Annotated in this window: 15 protein-coding genes; 9 read left to right on the top strand and 6 right to left on the bottom strand. The window is 73.3% G+C overall.

Features of this window, described 5'->3' with window-relative positions:
• Positions 1 to 86: 86 nt before the first annotated feature.
• Genes ACIG3E_RS36055 through ACIG3E_RS36045 form a run of 3 tightly spaced genes read right to left on the bottom strand, consistent with a single transcriptional unit; the run spans position 87 to position 3669 of the window.
• Positions 87 to 1475, bottom strand: coding sequence for a S28 family serine protease (locus tag ACIG3E_RS36055; RefSeq protein ID WP_399624394.1), 1389 nt, complete (start codon positions 1473 to 1475; stop codon positions 87 to 89).
• 59 nt (positions 1476 to 1534) lie between these two features.
• Complete coding sequence (locus tag ACIG3E_RS36050) at positions 1535 to 2701, bottom strand: hypothetical protein (protein WP_399624392.1); 1167 nt, start codon at positions 2699 to 2701, stop codon at positions 1535 to 1537.
• Positions 2698 to 3669, bottom strand: a complete 972-nt coding sequence (locus tag ACIG3E_RS36045) for a 5-dehydro-4-deoxyglucarate dehydratase (protein ID WP_399624390.1) — start codon at positions 3667 to 3669, stop codon at positions 2698 to 2700. The genes ACIG3E_RS36050 and ACIG3E_RS36045 overlap by 4 nt, the downstream gene beginning before the upstream one ends.
• Before the next feature lie 305 nt (positions 3670 to 3974).
• On the opposite strand from ACIG3E_RS36045, the gene ACIG3E_RS36040 reads away from it, so the two are divergent.
• The 8 genes from ACIG3E_RS36040 to ACIG3E_RS36005 all read left to right on the top strand — a co-directional run bounded on the left by ACIG3E_RS36040 (position 3975) and on the right by ACIG3E_RS36005 (position 12902).
• Positions 3975 to 4784 carry an NAD-dependent epimerase/dehydratase family protein gene (locus tag ACIG3E_RS36040; RefSeq protein WP_399624388.1) on the top strand — a complete coding sequence of 270 codons (810 nt, stop codon included), beginning with the start codon at positions 3975 to 3977 and terminating at the stop codon, positions 4782 to 4784.
• 101 nt (positions 4785 to 4885) lie between these two features.
• Entirely contained in the window at positions 4886 to 6073 is a 1188-nt protein-coding gene (locus ACIG3E_RS36035; protein ID WP_399624386.1) for an alpha/beta hydrolase family protein, read from the top strand.
• Positions 6074 to 6286: 213 nt separating this feature from the next.
• Positions 6287 to 7048: a DeoR/GlpR family DNA-binding transcription regulator gene (locus ACIG3E_RS36030; RefSeq protein ID WP_399624384.1), complete on the top strand. Its 762-nt coding sequence runs from the start codon at positions 6287 to 6289 to the stop codon at positions 7046 to 7048.
• Between the two features lie 87 nt (positions 7049 to 7135).
• The gene (locus ACIG3E_RS36025; RefSeq protein ID WP_399624382.1) at positions 7136 to 8506 is read left to right on the top strand and encodes an ABC transporter substrate-binding protein; all 1371 of its coding nucleotides are present in this window, start codon (positions 7136 to 7138) and stop codon (positions 8504 to 8506) included.
• Positions 8503 to 9453, top strand: coding sequence for a carbohydrate ABC transporter permease (locus ACIG3E_RS36020; RefSeq protein WP_399624379.1), 951 nt, complete (start codon positions 8503 to 8505; stop codon positions 9451 to 9453). The genes ACIG3E_RS36025 and ACIG3E_RS36020 overlap by 4 nt, the downstream gene beginning before the upstream one ends.
• Positions 9450 to 10358: a carbohydrate ABC transporter permease gene (locus tag ACIG3E_RS36015; protein ID WP_399624377.1), complete on the top strand. Its 909-nt coding sequence runs from the start codon at positions 9450 to 9452 to the stop codon at positions 10356 to 10358. Before ACIG3E_RS36020 ends, ACIG3E_RS36015 begins: the two co-directional genes overlap by 4 nt.
• Entirely contained in the window at positions 10355 to 11344 is a 990-nt protein-coding gene (locus tag ACIG3E_RS36010) for a zinc-dependent alcohol dehydrogenase family protein (RefSeq protein WP_399624374.1), read from the top strand. Before ACIG3E_RS36015 ends, ACIG3E_RS36010 begins: the two co-directional genes overlap by 4 nt.
• Before the next feature lie 334 nt (positions 11345 to 11678).
• Complete coding sequence (locus ACIG3E_RS36005; RefSeq protein ID WP_399624582.1) at positions 11679 to 12902, top strand: TerD family protein; 1224 nt, start codon at positions 11679 to 11681, stop codon at positions 12900 to 12902.
• Positions 12903 to 12950: 48 nt separating this feature from the next.
• On the opposite strand, the gene ACIG3E_RS36000 is transcribed toward ACIG3E_RS36005, so the two are convergent.
• Together ACIG3E_RS36000 and ACIG3E_RS35995 are read right to left on the bottom strand one after the other, a co-directional pair.
• The gene (locus ACIG3E_RS36000; RefSeq protein ID WP_399624371.1) at positions 12951 to 14531 is read right to left on the bottom strand and encodes a TROVE domain-containing protein; all 1581 of its coding nucleotides are present in this window, start codon (positions 14529 to 14531) and stop codon (positions 12951 to 12953) included.
• A gap of 324 nt (positions 14532 to 14855) precedes the next feature.
• Entirely contained in the window at positions 14856 to 16310 is a 1455-nt protein-coding gene (locus tag ACIG3E_RS35995) for an alkaline phosphatase PhoX (protein ID WP_399624369.1), read from the bottom strand.
• 195 nt (positions 16311 to 16505) lie between these two features.
• Between ACIG3E_RS35995 and ACIG3E_RS35990 the strand changes: the two genes are divergently transcribed.
• Entirely contained in the window at positions 16506 to 17273 is a 768-nt protein-coding gene (locus tag ACIG3E_RS35990) for an SDR family NAD(P)-dependent oxidoreductase (RefSeq protein WP_399624366.1), read from the top strand.
• Between the two features lie 157 nt (positions 17274 to 17430).
• On the opposite strand, the gene ACIG3E_RS35985 is transcribed toward ACIG3E_RS35990, so the two are convergent.
• Positions 17431 to 18909 (bottom strand): hypothetical protein, encoded by a 1479-nt coding sequence (locus ACIG3E_RS35985; RefSeq protein ID WP_399624364.1) that lies wholly within the window; start codon positions 18907 to 18909, stop codon positions 17431 to 17433.
• Positions 18910 to 19029: the final 120 nt, after the last annotated feature.

The following is a 19029-nucleotide window of genomic DNA, read 5'->3' as shown; positions in this document are numbered from 1 at the left end:
GGATTCATCGCTGCCGGACCGGGGCCGTCACCCCGACGCGCCCCCCGCGGGGGTGCGGCCGCGCCCGGCCGCACCCACACGAGCGGTCACTTCACGTTCGCCCAGCGCTTGATCACCGCGATGACCTGGGACTGCTGCGGCTCGGGCAGCTTCGCGATGGACGCGCCGTGGTTGGCGCCCGGCACCACGTAGCGGTAGGAGTCGCGGTGGCTCGGGGTGAACTTCTCCGCGCTCCACGGGTCGTTCTCGCCGTAGATGAACATCATCCGCTGGCCCCGGGTCTTCACCCAGCGGTCGACGTCGGCGATGGTCGCGTTGTCGTACGTGCCCCGCATGGCGGCGGGCAGGACGGAGTTCGGCTGGTAGATGTCCGGGTAGTGGCGCACGCCCTTGAGGTGCTTGAACTTCAGGTCGGCCCAGCCGAGCTGGGTGGCGGCCTGGCGGTAGTAGGGACCCGAGCTGTTCACGCCGAGGTCCTCGTCGTAGTAGACGCTCAGGCCGTGCCCCTTGGACCAGGAGTAGAGCTCGTCGTCGGTGGCCTTCTTCGCGTCGGGCACGGTGGCGCAGTTGTCGATGCTGCCGGACTGCCAGAAGTTCCACACCTGGTCGAGGACCGCGAACTCGTAGGCGCGGTCGGTGGTGCCGAGCGTCTCCTCGAAGGTCTGGCCGTTGGCCTTGGCGTCCGCCTCGAACTTGGGCAGGAGCGCGTCGCGGCGGACGAGCATCTCGCGCTGCACGGCGTTCAGGGCCGCGCGGCACTCCTTGGTGCCCACGGTCCTGAAGAAGCGCTCGTAGCCGGAGTCGTCCCGGTTGTTCTTGTCGTTGGGCGCGACGAACGCGACCACGGCGTCCAGGTCCTCGGGGTAGAAGCGCTCGTGGTACGTGGCCGTCATGCCGCCCTTGCTGGCGCCGGTGCCGATCCACTTGCCCTTCTCGATGCCGCGCAGGGCCTGGGTGACGCGGTGCTCGTCGGCCGCCTCCTGCTGGACGGTCATCTTCGTCCAGTCGTCGCCCGCCGCGCCCTGGGGGCGGGACTGGAGGAAGTAGCGGTGTTCGAGGCTGACCTGGTTGGCGTCCAGGAGCTTGGTGACGGCGGTGGTGCCGGACGCGATGCCGTAGCCGGTGGTGTACAGGACGGTCGGCCTGTCCGTCGACTTGTGCCACAGCGTCAGGCGCTGGGTGAAGGCGGCCTTGTCCGGGTGCTCGTGGTCCACCGGCTGACGGTACGTCAGGGTGTAGAAGGGGTAGCCCTCCTTGTCCGTCACGGAGACGACCGTCATCCCCGGTATCTGCTCCAGGCGTTCGCGGACGTCCTCCGCGGTGGCTCTCGCCGGGGCGTCGGCCCGCCCGGACCCGGCCCTGGTCTGCGCCTGCGCGGCCCCGTCCTGCGCGGCCGCCGTGCCCGCGGTGGCGAGCACCGCGGCGCCTGCCGTGAGTCCGGCACAGACCAGCGCGGATATCCCCTTGTTGCGCACGTTGTCTCCCCTGTTCCCCGCCCACGTGAGCGATGTTGGTGCGCGGATCGTAACGGCTGTCAGGGGAGCCGCGACAGGGCCTTCTCGACGTGCGCGAGGTCCTCGTCGGAGGCGAGACCCGCGTGGTAGAGGCGCAGTTCGGTGGCGCCGAGCGCCGCCGCGCGCCGGGCGTCGGCGGCGAGCGTCGCGGGGCTTTTGCCCAGGCCCGCCACCACCGTGAGGTTGGCGGCGACGACGGTGTGCTCGCGCGCGCGGGCGGCGAAGGGCGCGAGCGCCTCGGGCCCCCCGGTGCAGGGCACGACCACGCCGTCGGCCACGGACAGGGCGTGCTCGGGGTCGGCCCCGGCGTTGGCGCCGCAGTGGTACGTCACCGGGTCCGCGTGCAGCAGCACTTGGAAGCCGTCGGGCGCCTCGGCGCGTACGGCCCCGACCGCCGCCTCCTGGAAGGTACGGGCGGCGTGCTCGCGCCACGCGCGCGTGGCGGCCGCCGCTTCGGCGCCGAGCAGCCGCTCCACGCCCGCCCAGCCGGGCCCGGGCGCGGCGCCGCGCCACACCGGCTCGAGGCCCCGGCGCACGGCGGCGGCGAGCCGGTCGGCGTCCTGGCCGTGCTCGCCGTACCCGGCGCGGCAGGTGGCGCAGAAGCACAGGGACATCGCGTACTCGCCCGCCTCGCCGAGCCGCACGCCCGCGACCTTGTCGTGGGCGTGCAGATGCGCGAAGCCGTACCAGCCGCACGACTCCAGTTCGGCCCCGGCCGCGCCCGGCCGGACGGCGGCCTCGGCGGCGAGGTCGACGAGGTAGGCGCGGTTCTCGGGCCGCGCGACGCAGGGCGCCCAGGGGTAGCGGTCGCCGTAGGCGTTGACCACGCTGGTGTCCGGGTGTTCGGCGCCCAGGCGGGAGTTGTGCGCGAGCACCACCCAGGCGTGGACGTCGAGCCCGGCGGCGGCCAGGGCCTCGGCGGCCGCGCCGAAGGCGTCGCCCGGCGCCCAGTCCCCCGCGGGATAGGGCCGCGGCACCCGGCCCCGCCAGCGCCCGCCCGGCGGGTACAGGACGGCGGCGTGCCCGGCGGTGACGACGCGGTGGCGCGGGTGGCGCGGGGTGAGGGCCCGGGTGGAGTGGTAGGCCGCGGCGAGGGTCACCTGGCGCACGCCGAGGGCGGCGACGCGGTCGGCGGCCGCGGGGTCGCCGATGACGTCCCAGGGGTAGAGGAACGCGCCCGCCCTCATGCCCCGGCCTCCGCCGCCAGGGCCCGGCCCCGCTCGACGAGTTCGGCCAGGCGCTTGACGTGGTCGTCGGCCGGCTCGTGCAGCGGCGGGCGCACCCCGCCGACGTCGAGGCCGGTGAGCCGCACCCCCGCCTTGACCAGGGAGACCGCGTAGCCCTTGCCCTGGGCGCGCAGTTCCACGAAGGGCCGGTAGAAGCCGTCGATCAGCCGGGCCGCAGTCCTGTCGTCGCCGCTGTTCAGCGCCCGGTGGAAGGCGAGCGCGAGGTCGGGCAGGAAGCAGAACACGGCCGAGGAGTACAGGCTCACGCCGATGCCCCGGTAGGCGAGGCCGGTCAGCTCGGCGGTGGGCAGGCCGTTGAAGTACAGGAAGTCCCCGGGCCCCTCGGCGCGTACGGCGCTGACGATCCGCTGCATCAGGTCGAGGTCGCCGAGGCCGTCCTTGAGGCCGATGACGCCGTCGGTGCGGGCGAGCCCGAGGACCGTGGCGGGCGTGAACACGGCGTTGTCGCGCTGGTAGACGACGAGGTCCAGGGAGGTCGCCGCGGCCAGTTCGGCGTAGTGCCGCAGCAGGCCCTCCTGGGAGGCGACGACCAGATAGGGCGGCAGGGCGAGCAGTCCGTCGGCGCCCGCCTCCTCGGCGAGGCGCGCGTAGCGCACGGCGAGCGCGGTGCCGTAGCCGGTGCCCGCGACCACCGGGACACGGCCCGCGGTCTCCGCCACGGCGGCGGCGACGCACTCCTGGAACTCCTCGGGCGTCAGCGCGTGGAACTCGCCCGTGCCGCAGCACGCGAAGACCGCCGCCGCGCCCGCCTCCACACCGCGGCGCACATGGGTGCGCAGCGCGTCTACGTCGACGGGCCCGCCGGATCCGCCGGGCCCGAAGGGGGTGACGGGGAAGAACAGCGGTCCGCTGGGAACGCGGAGCCGGGAGGCGAGGGTTCCTGACCGACCTGACCTGCCTGACGTCACGGGCTCTCCCTAAGCGTGCACGTTTCTGATTCACGTCCATGTCCCTGAACGCGCCCACGCTAGGGCGGCTCTCCGTGCGGGTCAAGCGCGCCACCACGCGACGCAGGAGCGGATCCACCGGCTCCGCGCCCCCTTGACTCCACCCGTCACGACTCCCTAGCGTGTCCAAGGATGTGAATTCCGGACACAAGCACGCACAGCACGGCCCGGGTCCCCCGCCGCCGCACCACCCCTGGCCACCCCTGGCCACCCCGCGCCACGTCGCCCCCCGCCGCCCTCTCGCACCACCCCGAGGAGACCGCCGCATGCCCGCTCCCCGCACCGTCCTGCTGACCGGAGCCGCCGGTGGTGTCGGCACCCTGATGCGCGGCCTGCTGCCCGCGTACGGCTACGAGCTGCGCCTGCTCGACCTGCGCCCCGTCGAGGGCGAGCCCGGCGCACTCACCGTGGACCTCGCCGACCGGGCCGCGCTGCGCGAGGCCGTGCGGGGCGTGGACGCGGTGCTCCACCTCGCGGGCATCTCCCTGGAGTCCACCTTCGACAAGATCCTCAAGGCCAACGTCGAAGGCACGTACCACCTCTACGAGGCGGTGCGCGAGGAGGGCGTGCCGCGCGTCGTGTTCGCCTCCTCCAACCACGCGGTGGGCTTCACCCCGCGCCCCGTCGGCACCGACCCGCTGATCCCCGTCGACGCCCCGCGCCGCCCCGACACGTACTACGGCCTGTCGAAGTCCTTCGGCGAGGACCTGGCCCAGTACTACTGGGACAAGCACGGCGTGCAGACGGTGTCCGTGCGGATCGGCTCCTGCTTCGCCGAGCCCGCCGACGTCCGGATGCTGTCGGTGTGGATGTCGCCCGAGGACGGCGCGCGGCTCTTCCACGCGGCGCTCACCGCCCCGGACGTCGGGCACACCGTGGTGTACGGCTCGTCCGCCAACACCCGGCTGTGGTGGGACCTGGAGCCCGCGCGGGCGCTCGGGTACGCGCCCCGGGACGACTCCGAGCGGTTCGCGGCGAAGCTCATCGCCGAGCACGGGGAGCTCGACCCCGCCAACCCCGACCACGCGCACCTCGGCGGCCGCTTCTGCACGAACCCGCCAGTGTGGCCGTATTGAGCCTCATCCCTGGAGGGGACGGCGCCGTCAGACCGGGGTCGGGCCCGGGTCAGACCCCCGGCCGACGTGCCCGAACAGCCTCACCCCTAGCCTGACTTGACATGACAACCACCCGAAGGACCGCGCCCGGCCGTGCCGTCGCGACCGTGCTCGCACTGGCCCTCGCCCTGCCGCTCGCGGCGGCGACGGGCGCGCTCGCCGGGCCGCGCACCGCCGACCGCCCCACCACCGCCGACGCGCCCGCCACCCGGCCCGAACTCCCGCGCCCCACCGGCAAGTACGCCGTGGGCCGCGACACCCTGCACCTCGTCGACAAGAGCCGCAAGGACCTGTGGGCGCCCGAGGAGCCGCGCGAACTGATGGCCTCCCTGTACTACCCGGCGAGAGGGGAGGGCGGCCGCGCCACCGCGTACACGTCCCTCAAGGCCGCCCGCGCCCTGCTCACGTACTACAAACTCGACGCCCCGCCCGCCGCCTACAGCGCGACGCGCACCTACGCCCGCACCGGGGCGCCCGCCGCGCCGGGCCGGTTCCCGCTGGTGCTCCTGTCGCCCGGCTTCACCGCGCCGCGCTCGACCCTGACGCACCTCGCCGAGGACCTGGCGAGCCGCGGCTACGTCGTGGCCACCGTCGACCACGCCCACGAGGCCGCGGGCGGCGAGTTCGAGGGCGGCCGCATGCCGCCGTGCCTGGGCTGCGACCCGGACTCGACCGTTCCGGGGCCGCGCATCACCGCGAACCGGGCCCAGGACCTGTCGTACGTCCTGGACCGCCTGGTCGGCGGGGAGTCCGGCAAGGCGACCTGGCGGCACGCGAAGATGATCGACCGCAAGCGGATCGGCTCCGGCGGCCACTCCATCGGCGGCGCCGCCACCATGGCCCTGATGAACACCGACCGGCGCGTGCGGGCGGGCATGAACATGGACGGCGGCATCCAGATCAAGCCGGACGGCCTGCGCGGCCGCCCCTTCCTGCTGCTCGGCACCAAGCTGACCACGGAGCCCGGCGGGCCCCACCACTGGGACGACGCCTGGCCCCTCATGGACGGCTGGAAGCGCTGGCTCACGGTCGCCGGGTCCGGGCACTTCACGTTCACCGACGCCCCGGTCGTCCTTGAGCAGCTCGGCGTGGACGAGGACCCCGAGGCACCGATCTCCGGCCAGCGCGCCGAGCGGATCACCCGCGCCTATGTCGGCGCCTTCTTCGACCGGCATCTGCGCGGCATCGAGCAGCCGCTCCTGGACGGTCCGACGGCCGACCATCCGGAGGTGACGTTCCACCAGCCCTGATCCGTACGGGCGGTGCGGGCGGCAAACGGGCGCCGTCCGCACCGTGAACGGACCCGCGCGCCGTCGGCGCCGCAGGCCAGGGCCGCCCCGGGCGGGCACATCCGGGCATCATCGAGTCCGCTTTCCGCCTGTTCAGCCCAGTGATCGCCCTGTAGAAACGTCCCCACGGGCCCGAACGGCCACCCGGAACGAGCCAGGGGAAGAGGTGGCACCATGACGGCGGAGGAGCGCCAGCGGCAGATCGTGCGCGCGGCTCGCCGCTCGGGATCCGTCGACGTCAGCGCGCTCGCCGTCGAGCTGGGCGTCGCGAAGGAGACCGTACGCCGCGATCTGCGCGCCCTGGAGGACCACGGACTGGTCCGGCGCACCCACGGCGGCGCCTACCCGGTGGAGAGCTCGGGCTTCGAGACCACCCTCGCGTTCCGTACGACCATGCACGTGCCGGAGAAGCGGCGGGTGGCGGCGGCCGCGGCCGAGCTGCTCGGCGACGCCGAGACCGTGTTCATCGACGAGGGCTTCACCCCGCAGCTGATCGCCGAGGCCCTGCCGAAGAACCGCGAGCTGACCGTGGTCACCGCGTCGCTCGCCACGGCGGGCGCCCTGGCCACGGCCGACCACGTCACCGTGCTGCTGCTCGGCGGCCGGGTCCGCCCGGGCACCCTCGCGACCGTTGACCACTGGACCACCCGCATGCTGGCGGGCTTCGTCATCGACCTGGCCTTCATCGGTGCCAACGGCATCTCCCGCGAGCACGGGCTCACCACCCCCGACCCGGCGGTCAGCGAGGTGAAGGCGCAGGCGCTGCGGGCGTCGCGGCGCGTGGTGTTCACGGGCGTGCACACCAAGTTCGGGGCGGCGAGCTTCTGCCGGTTCGCCTCCGTCGGCGACCTGGAGACCATCGTCACCAGCACCCTCCTGTCCGCGTCCGAAGCCCACCGCTACGCGCTGCTCGGCCCGCAGGTCATCCGCGCCTGAGCGCCCCCGTCCCCACCCTTCCGGGCCCTTGCATGCCCTGCGACACCCCGAATGCCCCCTTTTTTCCCATTATCCCAGGAGCGATTCATGCGAACCCACAGCCGACGGAGGCGCGGGCCCCTGCTCGCCGCTGCCGCCGCAGGGACGCTGCTCGTCCCGTCGCTGTCCGGCTGCTGGGCCGGGGCGGGCGGGTCCGGGTCCGGCGGCGACGCCATCAACGTCCTGATGGTGAACAACCCGCAGATGGTCGAGTTGCAGAAGCTCACCGCCGCGCACTTCACCGAGGAGACGGGGATCGAGGTGAACTTCACCGTGCTGCCCGAGAACGACGTCCGCGACAAGATCAGCCAGGACTTCGCCAACCAGGCCGGTCAGTACGACGTGGCGACGCTCAGCAACTACGAGATACCCATCTACGCCAGGAACGGCTGGCTGCGCGAGCTCGGCACCTACGCGCGCGAGGACCGCGCCTTCGACCAGGACGACATCCTGCCGCCGATGCGCCAGTCCCTCACCGGCGCGGACGGCAAGCTCTATGGAGAGCCCTTCTACGGCGAGTCCTCGTTCCTGATGTACCGCAAGGACGTCTTCGACAAGGCCGGGCTCACCATGCCCGCGCGCCCCACCTGGCGCCAGGTCGCCCGCCTCGCCGCCCGGGTCGACGGCGCCGAGGAGGGCATGAAGGGCATCTGCCTGCGCGGCCTGCCCGGCTGGGGCGAGGTCATGGCGCCCCTGACGACCGTCGTGAACACCTTCGGCGGCACCTGGTTCGACAAGGACTGGAAGGCGCGCCTCGACTCCCCCGCCTTCGCACGCGCCACGCGCTTCTACGTCGACCTCGTACGCGAGCACGGGGAGTCCGGGGCGGCGCAGTCCGGGTACGCGGAGTGCCTCAACAACCTCACCCAGGGCAAGACGGCCATGTGGTACGACGCCACGGCCGCCGCAGGCTCCCTCGAATCCGCCACGTCGCCGGTCAAGGGGAAGATCGGCTACGTGGCCGCGCCCGTGGAGCGCACGCCGAGCTCCGGCTGGCTCTACACCTGGGCCTGGGGCCTGCAGAAGGCCTCCCGGAACCAGGACAAGGCCTGGAAGTTCATCTCCTGGGCATCCGGCAAGGAGTACGAGGAACTCGTCGGCGAGAAGATCGGCTGGTCCAACGTGCCCGCGGGAAAGCGCTCCTCGACCTACGCCGATCCCCGGTACCGCAAGGCGGCGGCCGCCTTCCAGGGCGTGACCCGCGCCGCCATCGCGGGCGCGCGGCCGCGCGACCCGGGCGTGCAGCCGCGGCCCGCGCCCGGCATCCAGTTCGTCGGCATCCCCGAGTTCACCGACCTCGGCACGAAGGTCTCGCAGGAGATCAGCGCGGCCATCGCCGGACGCACCTCCGTCGAGTCGGCCCTCGGCAGGGCCCAGGACCTCGCCGAGAAGATCTCCGAGGAGTACGAGGGCCGATGACCGCCACGCCGACAGCCACCCGCACGCCCCCGCGCGTGCCCGGCTCCGCGCCGCGCCCCTCGCCCCGGCTGCGCGCCTGGGTCACCCGGGCGCCGCTGCTCCCCGCCCTCGTCTTCATGATCGCCGTGACCCAGCTGCCGTTCGTGGCCACCCTGGTGATCTCGTTCTTCGACTGGAACGCGCTCTACCCGGACGCGCGCAGGTTCACCGGCCTCGCCAACTACCACGAGGTCCTCGCGGACGCCGACCTGCGCGAGTCCGTGCTGACGACGATCCTCCTGACCGCGACGGTCGTCCTCGTCAGCCTCGTCGTCGGGCTCGGCCTCGCGCTGCTCCTGGACCGCAGGTTCCGCGGCCGGGGCGTGGTGCGCACCCTGCTCATCGCGCCGTTCCTGCTGGTGCCGGTCGCGGCGGCCCTGCTGTGGAAGCACGTCCTCTACAACCCGGAGTACGGCCTGTTCAACGGCGTCCTGCACTGGGTGGGCGGGGACGGCGCGGCCCAGCCCGACTGGATCTCCGACACCCCGCTCATCGCCGTCGAGCTGGCCCTGATCTGGCAGTGGACGCCCTTCATGATGCTGATCCTGCTCGCCGGGCTGCAGAGCCGCGACCCCGAACTCATCGAGGCGGCCCGCATGGACGGCGCGGGCGCCTGGCAGGTGTTCCGCCATCTGACGCTGCCCCATCTGCGCCGCTACCTCGAACTGGGCGCCCTGCTCGGCTCGATCTACATCGTGCAGAACTTCGACGCCGTCTTCACCATCACCTCCGGCGGCCTGGGCACCGCGAACCTGCCCTACACCGTCTACCAGAGCTTCTACCAGGCCCACGAGAACGGCCTGGCGTCCGCCGCCGGGGTCCTCGTCGTCATCGGCTCGATCATCATCGCGACCTTCGCACTGCGCGTGGTGTCGTCGCTGTTCCGCGAGGAGGTGTTCCGCGCATGACCGGTACTCCGGGGTCGAGGGGTGGTCCGGGGTCGAGCGGTGGCCCGCGCACCACCACCCGACGCGCACGCGCCCCCCGCGGGGCCCGCGCCAGGCGGCTCGGGCTCGGTCTGGCCGCGTGGCTGGCCGGGATCGTGTTCTTCCTGCCGATCGCCTGGATGGCCCTGACGTCCTTCCACTCCGAGGAGGACGCGGCGACCAACCCGCCCGCGCTCGCCGCCTCGCTCACCCTGGACGGCTACCGCGAGTTCTTCGGCGCGGGCGGCGGCGCGAGCCCCTGGCCCTCGCTGATCAACTCCCTGGTGGCGTCGACGGCGTCCACCCTCCTCGTCCTGCTGCTCGCGCTGCCCGCGGCGTACGCGCTGTCCGTGCGCCGGGTCCGCAAGTGGACCGACGTCCTCTTCTTCTTCCTCTCCACGAAGATGCTGCCGGTGGTGGCGGGCCTGCTCCCCCTCTACCTCTTCGCCAAGAACACCGGCTTCCTCGACAACATCTGGCTCCTGGTCCTCCTCTACACCTCGATGAACCTGCCGATCGCCGTCTGGATGATGCAGTCGTTCCTGTCCGAGGTACCGGTGGCCGTCATCGAGGCCGCCCATGTCGACGGCGCGCGACTGCCCACCGTCCTGACCCGGATCGTCGCGCCCATCGCCCTGCCGGGCATCGCTGCGACCTCCCTGATCTGCTTCATCTTCAGCTGGAACGAACTGCTCTTCGCCCGGGTGCTCACCGGCGTCGTCGCCCAGACCGCACCCGTGTTCCTGACCGGCTTCATCACCAGCCAGGGCCTGTTCCTGGCGAAGGTGTGCGCCGCGTCGCTCGTCATCTCCCTGCCGGTGCTCGCCGCGGGGTTCGCCGCCCAGGACAAGCTGGTCCAGGGCCTGTCGTTGGGAGCCGTCAAGTGAAGGCCGCCATCATCGAGTCCGTCGGCACCGCGGTCGTCGGCGAGGTGCCCGACCCCACGCCGGGGCCGCGCGACGTCGTCGTCGAAGTCGCCGCGTGCGGCCTGTGCGGGACCGATCTGCACATCCTCCAGGGCGAGTTCGCCCCGACGCTGCCCGTCGTGCCGGGGCACGAGTTCGCCGGATCGGTGGTGGGCGTCGGCAGCGGCGTCACGGAGCTGCGGGTGGGCGACCGCGTCGCCGTCGACCCCTCCCTGTACTGCTACGAGTGCCGCTACTGCCGCACCGGCCACAACAACCTCTGCGAGCGGTGGGCGGCCATCGGCGTCACCCGGGCCGGGGGCGCCGCCCAGTACGCGGTGGCTCCCGTCGCCAACTGCGTACGCCTCCCCGACCACGTGCGCACCCAGGACGCGGCCCTCATCGAGCCCCTGTCCTGCGCGGTGCGCGGCTACGACGTGCTGCGCGCCCGGCTCGGGGCGCACGTGCTGATCTACGGCTCCGGGACCATGGGCCTGATGATGCTGGAGCTGGCCAAGCGGACGGGGGCGGCCAGCGTGGACGTCGTCGACGTCAACCCCGACCGGCTCGCCACGGCCAAGCAGCTCGGCGTCACGGGGGCGGCCACGTGCGCCGACGAGCTCGACCGGCCGCACAGGTGGGACGTCGTCGTCGACGCGACGGGCAACGCGGCGGCGATCCAGGACGGCCTGGGGCGGGTGGCCAAGGCGGGCACGTTCCTGCAGTTCGGCGTGGCGGACTACGACACCCGCGTGGCGATCGACCCCTACCGCATCTACAACCAGGAGATCACCATCACCGGCTCCATGGCGGTCCTGCACAGCTACGAGCGCGCCGCGGAACTCTTCGCGAACGGCGTGCTCGACCCCGACGTCTTCATCAGCGACCGCCTGCCGCTGACCGACTACCCGGAGGCGTTGGCGAGGTTCGCGGCGGGCGAGGGCCGCAAGATCGTGGTGCTTCCCTGAGCAGGGTCATCGGCGCTCCGCGCCTCGTCCTCAAACTCCCCCAAGCTCTTAAGGAGCAGGGGGTACCCCCTCGACGGGCTGAAAGTCTCCGGTGCGCGCCGGATGCATTCCGCGGGTCCGCAGACGAGATACGGTCCGCACCGGCACATCTAGCCCGTCCGGCGTTTGAGGACGAGGCGCGAAGCGCCGAAAGACGGGGGCACGGGGGCGGAGCCCCCGGATCGGGAAGGGGCGGGTCTGGGGCGCACCGCGGGGGTCAGCCAGGCGGGCGGAAGAAGCAACGAGGTAAGGGAACGGCAAAGTGCCTCCGCTCGTTACCTCAGGCATGACAGCTATGACCCCCGGCTCGAACATCCCGCTCGCCGCGACCCGCGTCGCCGTGGACGTCTCCGCCCCCGTGCGGCTCGACGTATCGGGCCTGCTGCTCACCGCCGACGGCAAGGTGCGCTCCGACGACGACTTCATCTTCTACAACCAGCCCACGGGCCCCGGCGTGACGTACCGCTCCGGCGGCGGCAGCGCGCCGGACGCGATCACGGTGGACACCGGCGCCGTCCCGCCCGGCATCGAGAAGATCGTCGTCACGGCGAGCCCGGACGCCGCGGGCCAGTCCTTCCAGGGCATCGAGCCCACCGCCACGATTCGCAACGCGGACGACGGCTCGGTCCTCGCCACCTTCACCCCGCCCCAGCTCGGCGCGGAGACGGCCCTGGTCATCGTGGAGATCTATCTGCGCAACGGCGCCTGGAAGGCCCGCGCGGTAGGCCAGGGCTATGCGAACGGCCTCGCGGGCATCGCCACGGACTTCGGCGTCTCGGTCGAGGAGCCCGCCCCGGCCGCCGCGCCCCCGGCGCCCGCCGCCCCCGCCATGGCGCCCCCGTCCGGCCCGCCGGTCCAGGGCCCGCCGCCGCCCGCCGCGGCCCCGCAGCACGCGGCCCCGCAGGCCCCCGCGGCCCCGGCCGCCCCCGCGCCCGGCGCCGGGAAGATCAATCTGGACAAGGGGCGCGTCAGCCTCCAGAAGAACCAGACGGTGTCCCTGGTGAAGGGCGGCCGCCCGCTGCTCTCCCAGGTCAAGATGGGCCTGGGCTGGGAGCCCGCGTTCCGCGGCAAGGACATCGACCTGGACGCCTCGGTCATCGCGTACGGCCCCCAGCGCAACCACATCGACAGCTGCTACTTCGGCAAGCTGTCGATCCTGCACGGCTCCATCAAGCACTCCGGTGACAATCTCACCGGCGAGGGCGGCGGTGACGACGAGGTGATCGTCGTGGACCTCGGCCGTCTCCCCCAGGAGGTCAGCGGCCTGGTCTTCACGGTGAACTCGTTCTCGGGCCAGAAGTTCACGGAGGTCGCCAAGGCGTACTGCCGCCTCATCGACGCGGCCACCGGCGAGGAGCTGGTCCGCTTCGACCTGACGAACGCGGAGGCGCAGACCGGCGTGATGATGGCGAAATTGATCAAGCAGTTCTCCGGCGAGTGGGAGATGACCGCCATGGGCGACTTCGTCAAGTCCCGCACGGTCCGCGGCATGGTAAAGCCCGCCGCCCAGGCGCTGTAGCCGCAGGCGGGGCGGGGGCCGAGTCACGTCTCGGCGCCCGCCCCCCTGTCAGTGCGCCCAGGGCCAGTCCGCCGAGCGGCCCGCCTCCAGGAGGTGCACCGTGCGGAAGGCGGCGTCGGTGAGGCCGCCGAAGACGTGGCGGCCCGCCGTGCCGGAGGCGCCGTGGCCCTCGCGGTAGCCCGCCAGGTTCCAGGTGTAGACCGGGACGTGCGCCGGGACCTGGTCGGTCGGGTCGCCGTGGTGGCTGTACGCGGCCTGCTCGTCGGTGACGATCAGGACGCGGTCGTGCCCGCGGTAGTGACGGCGCACGGCACCCGTGGTGTCGGTGCCGCCGAGGCTGTCGAAGCGCTCCAGGACCTTCAGGACGGACTCGCCCCGCCGGTACGCCACCGGCGCGCTGCGCGTGCCGAACTGCACGAGGTCGGCGTCGGCCGCCCGCAGCGCGAGGGCCGTACCGAACACGGCGGCGGCGTCCGCCCGGTTGAGCTGCGAGCGCTCCGACAGCGGCGACCACATCGACCCCGAGCGGTCCACCAGGATCAGCGAACGGCCCGGCAGCCCGGGCACGTTGGCCAGCGAGTGGCCGAGCGCCCGCTCCAGCGCGTACCCCCAGCGCAGCGACGGCGCGTGCTGGTACGCGGCGAGGTAGCGCAGCGGGAACTGCCGCGAGCGCGCCACCTCGTCGGGGTCGGCGAGCTTCGCCGCGGCCCGCGCCGCGACCTCGTCGCCGACACCAGCCTCGTCGAAGTTCCGCAGATTGCGCACCAGGGCCATCGTGCCCATGGACGGGATCACGGCCTCCCAGGCCGCCCGGTCCATCGGCCCCTGGAGCCAGCCCGCGAGCGCCTCCCAGGTCATGCCCGCGGCGGCGAGCCGCTCCGCGCCGCCCGCGCCCGTGACGACGCGGCGCCGCTTGGCGACGCGCAGCGCCATCAGGTCGCGGTGGGCCGCGAGCGTGCTGAGGGACCCGGGGACGACGGCGTCCTCCGGGTGGTGCCGCCGGTCGAGCGCGTACTGGAACAGGTCGCCCTGCCACGGCTTGGCCGGGTCGGGCGTGGGGTGCGTGAGGTTCAGGACGTCGCCGAAGCGGTAGCCCTTGGACGGCGTGTCGTACTTCAGGAGCGAGCGCTGCGAGTAGAGGCGGCGCACGGCGTCGGCGATGCCGCGCTTCACGGGCTTGGGCACGTTGCGCCCGTAACGGGACGTCCAGTAGCCGAGCAGCTCGCCGGGCTCGTCCGGGCGGCGCAGCACGGAGGCGACGACCTGGCGGTTGGCGGGGCCTTCGACGGCGCCCGCCGCGAGCCGTGCGTGGACGTACTCGGCCGCGCCGACCAGGGACGCCGTCCTCATGTTGCCGTCGCCGCGCAGCCAGCCGAGCAGGCCCGCGGTCCACTCCGGGTCCGCGACGGCCAGCTCGCGCACCAGGGCGGCGAACCGGTCGTCGCGGGCCTCGCCGCTCTCGTAGTACGTATCCTGCGTCACGAAGTTCGCGACCGCGAGCAGGAAGAGTTCGGAGCGTGCGTCCCGGACGTGGCCCCGGCCGCCCTCGTGGGTGCGGGTGACCACGCCGGTCGAGCGGACGGGCGAGGCGGGCGGCGCCTTGGCCGCCTTGGCGTTGAAACGCGCCATGGTGAATTCCCCCGAATTCGAAGCCTCCCGAGATCACCTCGGCGGCGGCGTCGTTTCGGAAGAGGAAGGAGCCGCAGCCATCGCACCGGGAGGCGCGAGCGTCTGTGCGTGTCCAGAGATCGAGGTCGGCGGAACTGACGTGTGGTGCTCTGGCCCCTGAGCTACACCGGCGTGCAGTGCCGGTGGCGGGACTCGAACCCGCGACCTCCCCGTTAGCAGCGGAAGTAAGTCCTGCCTGCGCACCTGGACATGACTCACTCTAGGAGCGCGGGCTCACCCGGCGCCAAGGGTTTTCCCGAGGACACGGCCCTGCCCCGGCCGGGGTCAGGGGCGCTGGCGGCGCCAGGGGCCGGTGATCGCGAACATGATGCCGGGGGTCTGGATGTTCGCGTACAGGGTCCTGCCGTCCGGCGAGAAGGTGACGCCGGTGAACTCGCTGTAGGCGGGCTTCTCGGGCGTGCCCTCGTTGAGTTCGTTGCGGGCGATCGGGTACGTGCGGCCGCGCTCGGTCGCGCCGAACAGGTGCTGGATCCCGTCGCCGTCCTCGGCGAGGACGAGCCCGCCGTAGGGCGAGACGGTGATGTTGTCCGGCCCGTCGAAGGCGCCGTCCTTGCCGGGGTCCTGGTTCACGCCGAGCAGCACCTTCAGGGTGAGGGTGCGACGGCCCGGGTGGTAGAACCACACCTGCCCGTCGTGCTGCGCGCCGGGGCTCTCGGCACGGGCGTACGAGGAGACGATGTACGCGCCGCCGTCGCCCCACCACATGCCTTCGAGCTTGCGGGCGCGCGTGACGGCACCGGTGGTGAACTGCTTGCGGACCGAGACGGTGCGGGCGTCGCGGTCGGGGACCTCCACCCAGTCGACGCCGTACACGGTGCCGATCTTCGTGGCCCGGGACAGGTCGTCGACGAACCGGCCGCCGGAGTCGAAGCACTTGGGCGCCTTCAGGACGCCCGCGTCGTCGGCGAGGGAGCGCAGCTTGCCGCGGCCGTGCTTGTAGCCGTGCGGCGGAGTCCAGCGGTAGAACAGGCCGTTGGGGCCCGCGGCGTCCTCGGTCAGATACAGGTGGCCGCGCTTGGGGTCGACGACGACGGCCTCGTGGGCGTAGCGGCCGAGGGCCTTGACGGGCCGGGGGTCGCGGTTGGCGCGCCGGTCGTAGGGGTCGACCTCGAAGACATAGCCGTGGTCCTTGGTCATGCCGTTCTGACCGGCCTTGTCCTCGGTCTCCTCGCAGGTCAGCCAGGTGCCCCAGGGGGTGGAGCCGCCCGCGCAGTTGGTGCTGGTGCCCGCGATGCCCACCCACTCGGCGACCTGACCCCCGCGCCGGTGCTCGACGACGGTGCAGCCGCCGGAGGCCGCCGGGTCGTAGACGAGTCCTTCGGTGAGCGGGACGGGGTACTTCCACTTGGCGCGGGCGCCGCTCAGTTCGTGGTTGTTGACGAGCAGCGTCACCCCGCGCGGCCCGTCGAAGGTGGCGGTGCCGTCGTGGTGGGAGGGCGTGAACTCGCCCGTCTCCAGCTTGGTCCTGCCGCTGTACGTGAGGACGCGGTACGAGAATCCGGCGGGCAGGGCGAGCAGGCCCGCGGGGTCGGGCACGAGCGGGCCGTAGCCGGGCCCGCCGTGGCCGCCGTGGCCGTGGCCGTCCGCGTCGCCCACGTCGAGGTCCTGGGCGGCGAGCGCGCCGGGCGCGGTGGCGAGCGCGCCGACGCTGCCGGCGAGCGCGACGCCCGCCCCGGTGAGCGCGGATCGTCTGGCGAAGTCCCTGCGGGTGAGCGACATGGTTTCTCCTCGGGCCTGAGGGAGCGGATGCGGGCGTTCGGCCTGTCCCACGGAGTGTGCGTACCGCCGGGCCGCTGCCGGCGCCAGATTCCCGCTCACGTATAAACGGCGGTTGAACACGGTCCGACTTCGGCGGTCGACTTCCGGAGTACGGCGTTCCAGCAGTGCCACCCCTTGGCGAACCAGGAGATCCGTATGACTGTGCAGAGCACCGGCCGCCGCGTTCTGGTCAGCGGCGCCTCACGAGGGCTCGGCCGGGCCCTCGCCCGGGCGTTCGCGGACAACGGCGACCGCGTGGCGGTGCACTTCGGGGCGCGCGAGGAGGAGGCGCGCGCGACGCTCGACTCGCTCACGGGCGCCGGGCACGCGCTGGTCGGCGGCGATCTGTCGGACCCGGCGGGGGCGAAGGACGTCGCGGACCGCGCGGCCGCGGCGCTCGGCGGCATCGACGTGCTCGTCAACAACGCCGCCGTGAACCTGCCGCACCCGCCCGCCACCACCTCGTACGAGGACTGGGCGGACCTGTGGCAGCGGCACACCGCCGTCAACCTGCTGGCCACGGCGAACCTCAGCCACCTCGCCGCGCACCGGATGATCGGCCAGGGCACGGGCGGGCGGATCGTCAACATCGGCTCGCGCGGCGCCTTCCGTGGCGAGCCCGAGCACCCGGCGTACGGCGCGACGAAGGCGGCCGTGCACGCGCTCGGCCAGTCCCTCGCGGTGGCCCTCGCGCCGCACGGCATCGCGGTGGCGTCGGTGGCGCCCGGCTTCTTCGCCACCGAGCGGGTCGCGCACCGCCTCGGCGGCGCGGAGGGCGAGGCCATCCGGGCGCAGAGCCCGTTCGGGCGCGCGGGCACCGCGGAGGAGATCGCGGCGGCGGTACTCTGGCTGGCCTCGCCCGCGGCGGAGTGGGCCTCAGGCACGGTCATGGACCTCAACGGCGCCTCGTACTTGCGGACTTGAGCGCGCCGATCAGAGGCCCGCACGCCGTCGCCCGGTGACGGACGGCGGCGTGTGACCGGCGGATTCAGCCCGTCCGGCGTTTGAGGACGAGCGCGCCAGCGCGATCAAGGGCGGGCGGGAGAGACCCAGGTGGGGGCGGGCCCCTGCCCGGGTGGGGCTAGGCCTGTTGCGACCTGGCCTTGAAGGCCGCCTTGCGGGCCTCCTTGGCCACCTGCTTGTCCGAGTGCAGCCGCCCCATCGCCTCCAGGACCTCCGCCGTGGCGGGGTGGTCGACCCGCCACGCCGCGGCGAAGAACCCGCTGTGCTGGGCGGCGAGCCCCTCGACGAGCGCGCGCAGCTCGTCGGAGTTCCCCTCGGCCGCCAGCTGTGCCGCGACCGTGTCGATGGTCAGCCAGAACACCATGCCCTCGGAGGGGGCGGGCACGTCAGCGGCCCCGTGCTCGGCGAGCCACACCCGGGCGAGCCCGCCGAGTTCGGCGTCGTCGAGGACCTCGCGCAGGGCGGGCTCGGCCGTGCCCCCGACGAGGGAGAGCGCCTGCTGGCAGTGGAGGCGCCGCAGCGGCGCGCCCTCGTCCGCCCCGCGCGCGGCGGCCAGCAGCTCCCGGGCCGCGGCCAGCGGCTCGCGCCCGGCGAGCCACCGCTCGATCTCGGCCTGCGCGGCGGCCCGCGGGAACGCGGCGGTGGCGTCGAGCAGCGAGTCGGCGCCCTTGTCCGCGAGGTCGCCGACGGCGGGCGCGTCGACCCCGGCCTCCAGCATCCGCGCCCGCACCCCGTACAGGCCGAGCGGCGTCAGCCTGACCATGCCGTAGCGCGTGACGTCCTCGTCGTCGACGGGCGGCAGCGGCTCCCCCGCGGACCCGGCGGCCTCGTCGACGTCAGCCATGAGGGCCTCGTCCACGGGCTGGTACTCGACGAGCCCGACGGGTTCGAACATCCGGAACTGGTCGTCGAGGCGCATCATCGCGTCGGAGACCTGCTCCAGGATGTCGTCGGTGGGCTCGCCCATGTCGTCCGGCACGATCATGGAGGCGGCGAGGGCGGGCAGCGGCACCGCGCCGTCCTCGGGGGCGCCCTCGCTGACGGTGAGCAGATACAGATTGCCGAGGACGCCCTCCAGGAACTCGGCCTCGGCCTGCGGGTCCCAGCCGAGCTCGGAGAAGTCGATCTCGCCGCCGCCCTGGATGACGTCGACGAGGTCCTCCAGGTCGGGCACCGTCGCGTCGGCGAAGACGGTGTCCAGGGCGCCGAGCCAGATGCCGAGGACGTCCTGCGGGCCGCCCGAGGTGATCAGGGCGAGGTCCTCGCCGGTGGCGACGGTGCCCTCGGCGTCGTCCTCGTCGGCGTCCTCGACCTCGACGAGGCCGGTGTCGACGGCGACCCGCCACGCCTCGCTCGCGTACGCCGCCGCGTCCCCGGCCTCCAGGCCGTCGGCCCCGTCGACGAGCCCGAGCTCGGCCGCCGCCGCGGGCAGCTGCTCGTCGACGAGCTCGCCGCCCGCGCCGACCCGCGTGTCGGGCCCGGCCCAGCGGGCGAGCCGCACGGCGCGGGCGAGCAGGGGGGTCGCGAGCGCGTCCCGCGCGAGCTCCGCTTCTGAGTGCAGCAGCACCGGCGGCAGGGTGGCGGGGCTTTGGGGCATCGGCTGGTTCTCCTGACGGGCCTGACGGGGTACGGGTCTGCTGCGTGAAGCCTAGACGGGTTTGCCCCGTCACCGCCCACCGCGCCGCCCGCGCCCACCTCCCCCGGGGCCACCCCGGGC

The sequence above is a fragment of the Streptomyces sp. NPDC053474 genome, from assembly GCF_044544845.1.
In the GTDB taxonomy this organism is placed as follows: Bacteria; Actinomycetota; Actinomycetes; order Streptomycetales; family Streptomycetaceae; genus Streptomyces.
This window is presented reverse-complemented; position numbering and strand designations above follow the sequence as displayed.